12 protein-coding genes and 1 tRNA gene are annotated in these 11978 nt (G+C 63.4%); 10 read left to right on the plus strand and 3 right to left on the minus strand.

Going from position 1 to position 11978, the window contains the following annotated elements; translation table 11 throughout:
* The first annotated feature begins 124 nt into the window (after positions 1-124).
* From BGP00_RS11920 to BGP00_RS11930, 3 genes are all read left to right on the plus strand, one after another.
* Positions 125-1036, plus strand: coding sequence for a class I fructose-bisphosphate aldolase (locus BGP00_RS11920; protein ID WP_168602657.1), 912 nt, complete (start codon positions 125-127; stop codon positions 1034-1036).
* Positions 1037-1116: 80 nt separating this feature from the next.
* Positions 1117-1797 carry a thiamine phosphate synthase gene (thiE, locus tag BGP00_RS11925; protein ID WP_292689425.1) on the plus strand — a complete coding sequence of 227 codons (681 nt, stop codon included), beginning with the start codon at positions 1117-1119 and terminating at the stop codon, positions 1795-1797.
* A gap of 63 nt (positions 1798-1860) precedes the next feature.
* Complete coding sequence (locus BGP00_RS11930) at positions 1861-3843, plus strand: oligopeptide transporter, OPT family (RefSeq protein WP_292689426.1); 1983 nt, start codon at positions 1861-1863, stop codon at positions 3841-3843.
* A 10-nt stretch (positions 3844-3853) separates the two neighbouring features.
* On the opposite strand, the gene BGP00_RS11935 is transcribed toward BGP00_RS11930, so the two are convergent.
* Entirely contained in the window at positions 3854-4207 is a 354-nt protein-coding gene (locus tag BGP00_RS11935; RefSeq protein ID WP_292925752.1) for a hypothetical protein, read from the minus strand.
* A 123-nt stretch (positions 4208-4330) separates the two neighbouring features.
* Between BGP00_RS11935 and efp the strand changes: the two genes are divergently transcribed.
* The 3 genes from efp to BGP00_RS11950 all read left to right on the plus strand — a co-directional run bounded on the left by efp (position 4331) and on the right by BGP00_RS11950 (position 5906).
* Positions 4331-4894 carry an elongation factor P gene (efp, locus tag BGP00_RS11940; protein WP_168602661.1) on the plus strand — a complete coding sequence of 188 codons (564 nt, stop codon included), beginning with the start codon at positions 4331-4333 and terminating at the stop codon, positions 4892-4894.
* Positions 4895-4896: 2 nt separating this feature from the next.
* Positions 4897-5733, plus strand: coding sequence for an inositol monophosphatase family protein (locus tag BGP00_RS11945; RefSeq protein WP_292689429.1), 837 nt, complete (start codon positions 4897-4899; stop codon positions 5731-5733).
* Between the two features lie 89 nt (positions 5734-5822).
* Positions 5823-5906 (plus strand) — tRNA-Leu (locus BGP00_RS11950).
* Positions 5907-5954: 48 nt separating this feature from the next.
* Here the strand turns inward: BGP00_RS11950 and BGP00_RS11955 are convergent.
* Complete coding sequence (locus BGP00_RS11955; protein ID WP_292689430.1) at positions 5955-6485, minus strand: GNAT family N-acetyltransferase; 531 nt, start codon at positions 6483-6485, stop codon at positions 5955-5957.
* A gap of 2 nt (positions 6486-6487) precedes the next feature.
* Positions 6488-7432 carry an asparaginase domain-containing protein gene (locus BGP00_RS11960; RefSeq protein WP_292689431.1) on the minus strand — a complete coding sequence of 315 codons (945 nt, stop codon included), beginning with the start codon at positions 7430-7432 and terminating at the stop codon, positions 6488-6490.
* Positions 7433-7682: 250 nt separating this feature from the next.
* Here BGP00_RS11960 and BGP00_RS11965 point away from each other — a divergent pair, with 250 nt between their 5' ends.
* The 4 genes from BGP00_RS11965 to cybH are packed head-to-tail and all read left to right on the plus strand — an operon-like array spanning position 7683 to position 11909.
* Positions 7683-8792, plus strand: coding sequence for a hydrogenase small subunit (locus BGP00_RS11965; protein ID WP_168602665.1), 1110 nt, complete (start codon positions 7683-7685; stop codon positions 8790-8792).
* Complete coding sequence (locus BGP00_RS11970) at positions 8792-10591, plus strand: nickel-dependent hydrogenase large subunit (protein WP_292689432.1); 1800 nt, start codon at positions 8792-8794, stop codon at positions 10589-10591. The genes BGP00_RS11965 and BGP00_RS11970 overlap by 1 nt, the downstream gene beginning before the upstream one ends.
* Before the next feature lie 16 nt (positions 10592-10607).
* Positions 10608-11174, plus strand: coding sequence for a HupE/UreJ family protein (locus BGP00_RS11975; RefSeq protein ID WP_292689433.1), 567 nt, complete (start codon positions 10608-10610; stop codon positions 11172-11174).
* A 15-nt stretch (positions 11175-11189) separates the two neighbouring features.
* A complete protein-coding gene (gene cybH, locus BGP00_RS11980) occupies positions 11190-11909 on the plus strand; it encodes a Ni/Fe-hydrogenase, b-type cytochrome subunit (RefSeq protein WP_292689434.1) in 720 nt (239 codons plus the stop codon).
* Positions 11910-11978 lie beyond the last annotated feature (69 nt).

The raw sequence follows: 11978 nt of genomic DNA on the forward strand, positions 1-11978 counted from the left end.
CCCGGTTGCAGTGCAGCAGTTGCATTGCAAAACCGGGCGGGCTATTTCAGACCGGCCGCGCATACCTATGCAAACCTCTATGCATAGGTATGAACAACAGGCCTTAACCAACAGGGAAACACGCATGACCACCAAGGTTGTCCAGAAGATCCTCAGCAATTACGAATCCGACAATCCCGGCGTTAAGGCCAACCTCTATCGCATGCTGTCACAGGGCAAGCTGGGCGGCACCGGCAAGATGATCATTCTCCCGGTGGATCAGGGCTTTGAACATGGCCCGGCGCGCAGCTTCTCGGTCAATCCCGACGCCTATGACCCGCATTACCACTATCAGCTGGCCATTGACGCGGGCCTGTCGGCCTATGCCGCGCCGCTGGGCATGCTGGAGGCGGGTGCCGACAAGTTCGCCGGGCAGATCCCGACCATCCTGAAGGTCAACAGCTCGAACAGCTGGGGTACGGCGGCCAACCAAGCGCTGACGGGCGGCGTTGATGACGCGCTGCGTCTGGGCTGCTCGGCCATCGGTTTCACGATCTATCCCGGCTCGGACGATGTGTTCGAGATGATCGAAGAGATCAAGGAACTGCGCAACGAAGCGGCCAGCGTTGGCCTTGCCACGGTGATCTGGTCCTATCCGCGCGGCGGCAAGCTGCCCAAGAGCGGCGAGCTGGCGCTGGACGTGGGCGCTTATGCTGCGCATATCGCGGCGCTGATCGGCGCGCATATCATCAAGGTGAAGCTGCCCAGCAACCACATCGAACAGGCCGAAGCCAAGCCCTGCTATGAAGGCACCGACTGGTCTGCGCAGGCCGACCGGGTCAAGCATGTGGTCCAGTCGTGCTTCAACGGCCGCCGCATCGTGATCTTCTCGGGCGGGGCCACCAAGGGCGCCGACGCCGTCTATCAGGACGCGCGCGACATCCGCGACGGCGGCGGCAATGGCTCGATCATCGGCCGCAACACGTTCCAGCGCCCGCGCGACGAAGCGTTGGCCATGCTGGGCAAGCTGATCAACATCTACAAGGGCAAGGAATAATCCTTAAGCCCCTTGGGTGAAGCAAAAGACGCGGGGGCCAAGACTGGCCTCCGCGTTTTTTATGCGGTATGGGCGCGGCCATGACCGAAGAAGCACCGACTTTCGAACACACCCGCGCGCCCACGCAGCTTTATCTGATCTCGCCCGCCGATGTGGGCGGCGATTTTCCGCAAAGGCTGGCGCGCGCGCTGGATGCGGGCCTGAAGGGGCGTCACCGGATCGCGGCGTTTCAGTTCCGCGTGAAAGGTATCGACGATCACGCCGCCGCGCGTCTGGCCGCTCCGCTTCAGGCCATTTGCGCCGAGCGCGAGATTGCCTTCATCATCAACGATTCGATCACGCTGGCCAAGCGCCTGAATGCCGATGGCGTGCATCTGGGGCAGGACGATATGGCCCAGAACGGCGATGTGAAGGTGGCGCGCGAGGAACTGGGCCGCGATGCCCAGATCGGCGTGACCTGTCACAACAGCCGCCATCTGGCGCTGGAAGCGGGAGAGGCCGGGGCCGATTACGTGGCCTTTGGCGCGTTTTATCCCACCACCACCAAGGAGGTCGAGCATCACGCCGAGCCGGATCTGCTGACCTGGTGGCAGGGCCTGTTTGAAATCCCCTGCGTGGCGATCGGCGGGATCAATGCCGAAAATGCCGCGCCGCTGGTGCGTGCGGGGGCCGATTTTCTGGCCATTTCGGGCGCGGTCTGGAATGGCGATGAGGCGGCAAATGTCAAAGCCTTGATGGAAGCCATCACGGCCGCGCAATAAAGTTGTTGAAGAGCATGTCGGCTGCCCCTTTCCCAAGGGGCGTCGGCGTGTCAGAACATGGGCATGACCCAAGCCAATCCTGACGGCGCGAATACGCGCGAACTGACCCTACGCGGTATCGTACTGGGCGCCTTGCTGACCATCGTCTTCACGGCTGCCAATGTCTATCTCGGGCTGAAGATCGGCCTGACCTTTGCCACATCGATCCCGGCGGCGGTGATCTCGATGGCGGTGCTGCGCCATTTCTCGGGCGCGACCATTCAGGAAAACAACATCGTCCAGACCATCGCCAGCGCGGCGGGGACGCTCAGCGCGATCATCTTCGTGCTGCCTGGTCTGATCATGATCGGCTGGTGGGTCGATTTCCCTTACTGGCAATCGGTGGCGGTGATCGGTGTCGGCGGCATTCTTGGGGTGATGTATTCGGTCCCCCTGCGTCGCGCTTTGGTGACGGGCAGCGATCTGCCCTATCCCGAAGGCGTGGCGGCGGCCGAGGTGCTCAAGGTTGGCGCGGGCGTCGGCGGCGAGGAGGAGAACCGCAAGGGTCTGGCCGCCATCGTGCTGGGATCCGGCGTGTCGGTGGGCTATACTTTGCTGGCCAAGATGGGCGTGGTGGCCGAGGAAGCCTCGCGCGTTTTTCGCTTTGGCGCGGGCGCTTCGGGCGTTTCGACCAGCTTCAGCCTGGCGCTGATCGGCGTGGGCCATCTGGTCGGGCTGACGGTGGGCCTTGCGATGCTGATCGGCATGTTGATCAGCTGGGTCATTCTGGTGCCGCATTATACCGCGGGCGGCGTCCCGGCGATGCATGAAATGGCCGGTTTCGTCTCCGGCGTGTTCAAGAGCAAGGTGCGCTTTATCGGCGCGGGCACGATCGGCGTGGCGGCGGTCTGGACGCTGCTGCGCGTGATCGGGCCGATTGTTAAGGGCATCACCGGCGCTCTGGCGGCGCAGCGCGCGCGCAAATCGGGGCAGGGCGGGGCGCTGGCCCTGAGCGAGCAGGATCTGCCGATTGGTCTGGTGGGGGCGGTGATTGCCGCCTCGATGGTGCCGATCGGGCTGCTGCTGGCCGGTTTCGCCTCGGGCGGGCCGATCGAGGCGCATTTCGTGCCGGTGCTGGTGCTGACCGTACTGTACGTGTTGCTGATCGGCATCGTGATCGCTTCGGTCTGCGGCTATATGGCGGGCCTGATCGGCGCGTCGAACAGCCCGATTTCGGGCACGGGGATCATCTCTGCGCTGGGCATTGCGCTGCTGCTGGCGGCGATCTTCGGCCGCGATATTGCGCCCGAGGCGACCCGCGCGCTGGTGGCCTTTGCGCTCTTCGTCACGGCCATCGTCTTTGGCGTGGCGACGATTTCGAATGATAATCTGCAGGACCTGAAAACCGGCGAGCTGATCGGCGCGACGCCTTGGCGCCAGCAGATCGCGCTGGCGCTGGGCGTGGTGTTCGGCGCGCTGGTGATCCCGCCGGTGCTCAGCCTGCTCAACACCACCTTCGGTTTTCAGGGCGCCGCCAATGCCGGGCCCGAGGCGCTGGCCGCGCCGCAGGCGGCGCTGATTTCCGCCATCGCGCAGGGCGTGCTGGGCGGCAGTCTCGACTGGGGCTTGATCGGCATCGGCGCGGGCATCGGCGTGGTCGCCGTCATCATCGATGAGGTGCTGCGCGCGATGAAGAAGGGCGCTTTGCCGCCCCTCGCGCTGGGCATGGGCATCTATCTGCCGATGGGGCTGACGCTGTTGATCCCGGTGGGGGCGATCATCGGGCGGCTCTATGACAATTGGGCCAGGAAGAACCATGACCCCGAACTGGCCGAGCGGCTGGGCGTGCTGGCTGCCACGGGTCTGATCGCGGGTGAGAGCCTGTTCGGCGTGGTTTTCGCCGGGATCGCCGCGGCCCGCAACAGCCCGACCCCGCTGGAAATCATCGAGCCGGGCGATCTGGCGCTGCCGCTGGGCATCACGATCTTTGCCGCCGCCCTGATCTGGCTCTACACCAGCACGAAGCGGGCAGCGGCCCACCGCACCAGTTGGCCGGTGGAAGGCTGAGGCCCGCCGATCAGTAGCGGTTGTTGGCCACGCGGCGGATACAGCGAAGGTCGGTCTCCTTGCCTTCGCTGGTCAGCTTGCGCAGGAAATTCTCGCTGACCCGGCGAAAGCGTTCGCCCCGTTTGGGGCCGGTTGTCATGTGAATTTCATCGCCCGTGGCCAGATAGGACCCGCGCCCCTCGCTCGTGCTGTAGATCGAGCCCTGACGGATGGTGAAATCCTCTTCCGGGCGGCGCAATCCGGCGGCGGTCAGCGCGGTTCCAGGCATCTCGCAGACATATTCGCCGCGTCGCACCGTAAAGGCGGGCCCATTGGGCTCGGCAAAGGCGGGCGCGGCCAAGCCCGCAATGGCGGCCAATCCCAATACACTGCGCGCCAATCCCCATGCACTGCACGATTGCCAGACGGCCCGAGGTCCGCTAAGGGCGCCCGACTGCGCTTTTGCGCCAAACTTATTCCTGCTCTTTTCCATCGAAGGTCAAACCCCATGAAGATCAGCGGCGTCGAAATCCGCCCCGGCAACATTCTCGAATACGAAGGCGGTATCTGGAAGGTCGCAAAGACCCAGCATACCCAGCCCGGCAAGGGCGGCGCCTTTATGCAGGTCGAAATGAAGAACCTGATCGACGGGCGCAAGACCAATGTGCGCTTCCGCAGCGCCGACACGGTGGAGAAAGTCCGTCTCGACACCAAGGATTTTCAGTTCCTCTATGCCGAGGGCGACGATCTGGTGTTCATGGACGTGGAAACCTACGATCAGATCAACCTGCCTTCCGACCTTCTGGGCGATGCGGCTGCCTTCCTTCAGGACGGTATGACAGCGGTTCTCGAAATGTACGATGAACGCCCGATCAGCGTCCAACTGCCCGAACAGGTTGAAGCCACCATCGTCGAAGCCGACGCCGTGGTGAAGGGCCAGACCGCCTCGTCGAGCTACAAGCCCGCCGTGCTGGACAATGGCGTGCGCATCCTGGTGCCGCCCCATATCGCTTCGGGCACCCGCATCGTGGTGAACGTTTACGAACGCACCTATGTCGGTAAGGCTGACTGAGTATGGCAATTTCCGGCCTGATCCGCGTGATGGAGCGCGCCGCCCGCAAGGCCGGTCAGCGCCTGCGTCGCGACTTTGGCGAGGTGGAGCACCTTCAGGTGAGCCGCAAGGGCACGGCGGATTTCGTCAGCCGCGCCGACCAGCAGAGCGAACGCACGATCTATGACGAATTGCGCGCCGCGCGTCCCGATTGGGGCTTTGTGATGGAAGAGGGCGGGGTGATCGAGGGCGATCCCACCCGCCCGCGCTGGATCATCGACCCGCTCGATGGCACCAGCAATTTCCTGCACGGCATTCCGCATTTCGCCATTTCCATCGCCGCGCAGGAACCTGCCTTTGACGGCAAGGGCCCGGCGGGCGATGGTTGGGGCGATGTCATCGCCGGGATCATTTATCAGCCGATCACGGATGAAAGCTTCTGGGCGGAAAAAACGCGCGGGGCATGGTTGCATGACCGCCGTCTGCGTGTGTCGGGCCGCCGTCATCTGGACGAGAGCCTGATCGCCACCGGCATTCCCTTTGCGGGCCATGGCGATCCGCTGGAATGGGCCAAGATCTATGCGGCCATCGCGCCGCAGGTGGCGGGCATTCGCCGTTTTGGCGCGGCCTCGCTCGATCTGGCATGGGTGGCGGCGGGCCGTTACGAAGGTTTCTGGGAATCGAACCTGAAGCCTTGGGATTCGGCTGCAGGCTGTCTGTTGGTGCGTGAGGCCGGCGGTTTTGTCTCGAACTATCGCGGCCAATCGCTGCCGGTGTGCGACAAGGAAGTGCTGGCAGGCAATGATGCTCTCCACTCGCGTCTCCACAAATTGTTGGTGGGCGCGTTGAAGGAAGGCTGATAAAAGCCATTGATCTGATGCGAAAGGATCGCTAGGCGGAGCGAACATAGCCGCTGCGGCGATCCTTCGCAGATGGTTTTGGGAATAACGCCCCTGTGGTGGAATGGTAGACGCGTCCGACTCAAAATCGGATATCGAAAGATGTGCCCGTTCGAGTCGGGCCAGGGGCACCATTCCCTGATGAAAAAAGGGCCGGTTTATCACCGGCCCTTTTTCTTTGCCTACAGTGTCTTGCCCATGCGCAGCAAAGGCACCCGGACCCCGTCGATGGGGGCGGACAGCACTTCCTCGATGGGGCTGTAGCCGCAGGCGCGATAGAGCGGGACGCCCGCCATGGTCGCCATCATTTCGGTGCGGGCGAAACCGGCGGCGCGGGCGGCATCCTCGCAGACCTGCATCACGCGGCGGCCGATGCCCTGCCGGGCGAAATCGGGGTTGGTGTACATGGCGCGGATGCGGGCGGCGTCCTTGGCCGGATCGAGCACTTCGGGTTCGCGCGCCACCACGCTGGCATCGCCGCCATAAAGCGTGGCGCGATAGGACCAGCCGCCGCAGCCCGCGAGCGCCCCATCCGATTCGACAAGGAAATAGGTGCCGTCCTTGATGAGCTGGGTATCCAGCCCCATCACATGACGGCTGGCTGCGATCTGCTCGGGGGTCAGGAAGCCGGTCTGCAGATGGTCGATGGCCCGCGCCATCAAGGCGCGCAGAGCGTCCAGATCGTCCATGACGGCGATACGATGGGTCAGCATAATCAATGGGTTTCCGTGTAAATGGCGCCGCGCGCGGCAAATTGCCCGGCAATATCATCCTCGCCCGCCGCGATCAGGGTGGAGAGCAAAATCCGCGCCTGAGTCGCGCCCAATCCGCCCGCAAAGATCGCGCCCGCTTCGGCCAAACGCTGGCCGCTGGCATAATCGGCGGCGGTGGAGCCTGTGGGGCATCGCGAGGCGACCACCACCGGCACGCCTGCCTGCGCTACGGCCAAAGCCGCGCCCACCGAGCCATTGCCGCGACCCAGCGCCATCAGCACGATGCCTCGCGCGCCCGATGCGACCGCCGCGCGGATCATGGCGCCATCATCCCCGCCCGAAAGCGCGATGATCGGACACGCATCATCCGGCACCACCGGCGCCAGCGGCGCAAACCGGGGCAGGGGCGCAGGAGGAGTGATCGCCTCGCCCGAGGCCGCGCCCGCCGTGCCTCCACGCCAGCCAAAGCCGTCGAGCGCCGAAGTGGCATGTTTATACACCAGCGCCGCCGGGATCAGATGCCCGGCAAAGGCCACCAGCGCACCATGCCCCGCCAATTCCGGCGTGGCGGCGGCGCGCAGCGCGGCGGCCAGATTGCCCGGACCATCGCTGGCCGGATCGCTGATCGGCAGCATCGCCCCGGTCACGATCACAGGCTTGGTCAGCGGCAATGACAGGTCGATGAGATAGGCGGTTTCCTCCATCGCATCAGTGCCATGGGCGACGACGACCCCCGCCACCTCCGGCTCACCCAGCGCGGCCAGTACCGCATCGCGCACGCGGGCCATGTCGGCCAGCGTCATGTCCTCGGACAGGCCCGCATAGACCTGTCGCACGACAGGTCCGGCCAGCGTTTCTCCAAGGCCGGAAGCGCCCCCGGCCAGCTTGCCGCCCGCGTCGGGCAGGGAGGAGATGGTTCCTCCGGCGTCGATCAGAATGATGCTCATGGGCAAGCCTATGGCCGCGCCGCGCCGGGCGAACAAGGGGGCAAACTGCGGAGACGGATTTGCGCCCATGGGTGGAAAGTGCGCGATGCTTGTGGAAGGCAACTTGCCATCCAGATTGGTTCGCCAGTCGGTCATTTTCGACCGTTTCCCGCCAATATCCGTATCTGGCACAGGCCTTGCTTAACGACATCTGCCGAAATCTTAACACGCAGAGCCCCGACCAAGGGGCATCGTCCGGGGAAGAACACGCATGGCCACCGAGACATTTTATGATGTGATGCGCCGTCAGGGTATCACGAGGCGCAGCTTTACCAAGTTTTGCAGCCTTACCGCCGCCGCGCTGGGATTGCCGCCCGCCGCCGCCGCGCAAATCCAGAACGCGATGGAAACCAAGCCGCGCATTCCGGTGCTGTGGCTGCATGGGCTGGAATGCACCTGTTGTTCGGAAAGTTTCATCCGTTCGGGCCATCCGCTGGCCAAGGACGTGATCCTTTCGATGATCAGTCTGGATTATGACGACACGATCATGGCCGCCGCCGGGCATCAGGCCGAGGCGATCATTCAGGAAACCATCAAGAAATATGATGGCAATTTCATTCTGGCGGTCGAAGGTAATCCGCCGCTCAATCAGGAAGGGATGAGCTGCATCATCGGCGGGCGCCCGTTCCTTGAGCAGTTGAAAGAAGCCGCCGACCATTGCAAGGCGATCATCTCCTGGGGATCTTGCGCAAGCTGGGGCTGCGTTCAGGCCGCGCGGCCCAATCCGACGCAGGCCACCCCGGTGCACAAGGTGCCCGGTCTGCCCGCCAAGCCCATCATCAAGGTGCCCGGCTGCCCGCCGATCGCCGAGGTGATGACGGCGGTGATCGCCTATATCCTGACCTTTGAGCGTTTCCCGGAGCTGGACCTTCAGGGCCGCCCCAAGATGTTCTATTCGCAGCGTATTCACGACAAATGCTATCGCCGCCCGCATTTCGACGCCGGGCAATTTGTCGAGAAATTCGACGATGAGGGCGCGCGCAAGGGCTATTGCCTTTACAAGGTCGGCTGCAAAGGCCCCACCACCTATAACGCCTGTTCGACGGTGCGCTGGAACGGCGGCCTGTCCTTCCCCATTCAGGCGGGCCACCCCTGCATCGGCTGTTCGGAGGACGGCTTCTGGGACAAGGGTTCGTTCTATGAGCGCCTGACCGACATCAAGGGTTTCGGCATCGAGGCCAATGCCGACCAGATCGGCGGGACGGCCGCTGGCGTGGTGGGCATTGCGGCCGCCGCCCATGCCGCCGCCAGCGCGGTCAAGCGCGCGCGCCAGAAAACCGGCGAAGACAGCAAAACCAGCGAACTTGAGGGACAGGACTGATGGCCACGATCGCCACGCCCAATGGCTTTAACCTCGACAGCAGCGGCAAGCGCGTTGTCGTCGACCCCGTCACCCGCATCGAAGGGCATATGCGCTGCGAGGTCAATCTCGACGCCAACAATGTGATCCGCAACGCTGTTTCCACCGGCACGATGTGGCGCGGATTGGAAGTGATCCTGAAGGGTCGCGACCCGCGCGATGCATGGGCCTTTGTCCAGCGCATCTGCGGCGTTTGCACCGGCACCCATGCGCTCACCAGCGTGCGCGCGGTGGAAAACGCGCTGGGGATCGACATTCCCGAAAACGCCAATTCGATCCGCAATATCATGCAATTGTCGCTTCAGGTGCATGACCATCTGGTGCATTTCTACCATCTGCACGCGCTCGATTGGGTGAACCCGGTCAATGCGCTCAAGGCCGACCCCAAGGCCACCAGCGAGTTGCAGCAAAAGGTCTCGCCCAGCCATCCCAATTCCTCGCCCGGCTATTTCCGCGATGTGCAGACGCGCCTGCGCAAATTTGTCGAAAGCGGGCAGTTGGGGCCGTTCAAGAATGGCTATTGGACCAACCCGGCCTATAAATTGCCGCCCGAAGCCGACCTGATGGCGGTGACGCATTACCTTGAAGCGCTGGATTTCCAGAAGGAAATCATGCGCGTGCGCACGATCTTTGGCGGCAAGGATATTCACCCCAACTGGCTGGTCGGGGGCGTGCCCTGCGCGATCAACATTGACGGCGATATGGCGGCGGGCGCGCCGATCAACATGGCCAGCCTCAATTACGTGGCCGACATCACCCAGCGCTGCATCGAATTCGTCGAGAATGTCTATATTCCCGACCTGATGGCCATTGCCTCCTATTACAAGGGCTGGCTCTATGGCGGCGGCCTGTCGAACAAGTCGCTGCTGGCCTATGGTGATATTCCCGACAAGGCGAATGATTACAGCCCCGCCAACCTGCTGATGCCGCGCGGGGCGATCATCAACGGCAAGCTGAATGAGGTTCACCCGGTCGATCTGGCCGACCTGACGCAGGTGCAGGAATTTGTGCCCCATTCGTGGTACAAATATGAGGATGAGAGCAAGGGCCTGCACCCGTGGGACGGCGTCACCGAACCGCATTATGAGCTGGGCAAGGCCGCCAAGGGCACCAGCACCCGCATCGAGGAAATCGACGAAAGCGCCAAATACAGCTGGATCAAGGCTCCGCGCTGGCGCGGCCATGCGATGGAGGTGGGGCCGCTGGCCCGCTATGTCATCGGCTATATGCAGGGCAACAAGGAGATCAAGGAGCAGATCGACTGGGCGCTCAAGACGCTGGACGTGCCGATGGACGCCCTGTTCTCGACGCTGGGCCGCACCGCCGCGCGCGGGCTGGAGGCGCAATGGGCCGCGCGCAAGCAGAAGTATTTCCTCGACAAACTGATCGCCAATATCAAGGCGGGCGACACATCCACCGCCAACACCGCCAAATTCGACCCCAAGACCTGGCCCAGCGAGGTCAAGGGCGTGGGCTTTACCGAGGCGCCGCGTGGGGCCTTGGGCCATTGGATCCGCATCAAGGACGGCAAGATCGACAATTACCAATGCGTCGTGCCGACCACATGGAACGGATCTCCCCGCGACAATCAGGGCAACATCGGCGCCTTTGAGGCCAGCTTGATGAACACCAAGGTCGAGCGCGCCGAGGAGCCGGTGGAAATCCTGCGCACGCTGCACAGTTTTGACCCCTGCCTTGCCTGTTCGACTCATGTGATGGGGCCGGATGGGCAGGAAATGGCGCAGGTCAAGGTCCGCTAAACAGAGGAGAGGTTTGATGAAAGCGATTGGTAAAACTGCTCTGGCCGCCTCTGTTCTGGCTGCCACCGCCATGCCCGCCATGGCGCATCCGGGCCATGATGGCTCGATGATGGCGGGGCTGGCGCATCCGTTTTCGGGCGTGGATCATCTGGCCGCGATGGTGGCGGTGGGCCTGTGGGCGGCCACGCGACCTGCGCGTTCGGCGGTGATCGCGCCGCTGGCCTTTATGGGCGCGCTGGCGGCGGGGGCGGCGGCCGGGCTGATGACGGGCGCGCTGCCGATGGTCGAGCCGATGGTGGCCGGATCGGTGCTGGTGCTGGGCGCGTTGCTGGTGCTGGCCACGCGGCTGTCCTCGGGCCTTGCGCTGGGGCTGATCGTGGCCACGGGCGCGGTGCATGGTCTGGCACACGGGGCCGAGGCCAGCGGCAATCTGGCGGCCTATTTCGGCGGTTTCCTTGTGTCTTCGGCGCTGCTGCATGGCGCGGGCTGGCAGATGGGCCGGATGATCTTCTCACGGTCGCAGGGCCGGCTGGCGGCGGGCCTCGCGCTTGGCGCCACCGGCCTTGCCCTGCTCGCCGCATAAAGGGGAGAGGGCGCCATGGCCAGCACACCCATCGACCCGCCATTAGCCGTTGAGCCAGCGGTCTATGTCTATGAAGCGCCGGTGCGCATCTGGCACTGGATCAATGCGCTTGCCGTCACGGTGCTGTTCGTCACCGGCTATCTGATCGGTTCACCGCCCTTCACGCTGATGGGCGAGGCTTCCAGCCATTTCTTCTTCGGCTGGGTCCGCTTTCTCCATTTCAGCGCGGGCCAGATCATGGCGGTGGGCTTTGTCCTGCGCTTCTACTGGAGCTTTGTGGGCAACCATCATGCGCGCGAGATCTTCCGTCCGCCTTTCTGGCATATCGGCTTCTGGAAAGGCGTGCTGCATGAAATGCGCTGGTATGCGATGATCGAGGAGCATCCGCGCAAATATATCGGCCACAATCCGCTGGCGATGGTGTCCATGCATATCCTGTTCGTCTGGGTGGGCCTGTTCATGATCGTCACCGGCTTTGCCCTTTATGGCGAGGGCGAGGGGCCGGGCTGGATCCACACGGTCTTTACCGGGCCGGTGCTGTGGCTGTTCGGCGGCAATTCACAGACCGTGCACACCTGGCACCATCTGGCGATGTGGGCGATGGTGATCTTTGTGATCGTCCATATCTATGCCGCCGTGCGCGAGGATATCATGTCGCGCCAGTCGATCATTTCCTCGATGATCTCGGGCTGGCGCAATTTCCGCGATGCCAAGCCGATTGACCGCGATACCTGATCGGTTCTGCCAAGCATGACAAAGGGGGGAGTGGGAAACCGCTCCCCTTTTTGCATGGAAAGATGGCGT

It is taken from the genome of Novosphingobium sp. 63-713, from assembly GCF_001898925.1.
Classification (GTDB): Bacteria; Pseudomonadota; Alphaproteobacteria; order Sphingomonadales; family Sphingomonadaceae; genus Novosphingobium.

Coding starts and splice junctions, on each gene's coding strand:
- BGP00_RS11920 (WP_168602657.1), top strand. CDS start 125: ATGACCACCAAGGTTGTCCAGAAGATCCTCAGCAATTACGAATCCGAC.
- thiE (WP_292689425.1), top strand. CDS start 1,117: ATGACCGAAGAAGCACCGACTTTCGAACACACCCGCGCGCCCACGCAG.
- BGP00_RS11930 (WP_292689426.1), top strand. CDS start 1,861: ATGACCCAAGCCAATCCTGACGGCGCGAATACGCGCGAACTGACCCTA.
- efp (WP_168602661.1), top strand. CDS start 4,331: ATGAAGATCAGCGGCGTCGAAATCCGCCCCGGCAACATTCTCGAATAC.
- BGP00_RS11945 (WP_292689429.1), top strand. CDS start 4,897: ATGGCAATTTCCGGCCTGATCCGCGTGATGGAGCGCGCCGCCCGCAAG.
- BGP00_RS11955 (WP_292689430.1), bottom strand. CDS start 6,485: ATGCTGACCCATCGTATCGCCGTCATGGACGATCTGGACGCTCTGCGC.
- BGP00_RS11960 (WP_292689431.1), bottom strand. CDS start 7,432: ATGAGCATCATTCTGATCGACGCCGGAGGAACCATCTCCTCCCTGCCC.
- BGP00_RS11965 (WP_168602665.1), top strand. CDS start 7,683: ATGGCCACCGAGACATTTTATGATGTGATGCGCCGTCAGGGTATCACG.
- BGP00_RS11970 (WP_292689432.1), top strand. CDS start 8,792: ATGGCCACGATCGCCACGCCCAATGGCTTTAACCTCGACAGCAGCGGC.
- BGP00_RS11975 (WP_292689433.1), top strand. CDS start 10,608: ATGAAAGCGATTGGTAAAACTGCTCTGGCCGCCTCTGTTCTGGCTGCC.
- cybH (WP_292689434.1), top strand. CDS start 11,190: ATGGCCAGCACACCCATCGACCCGCCATTAGCCGTTGAGCCAGCGGTC.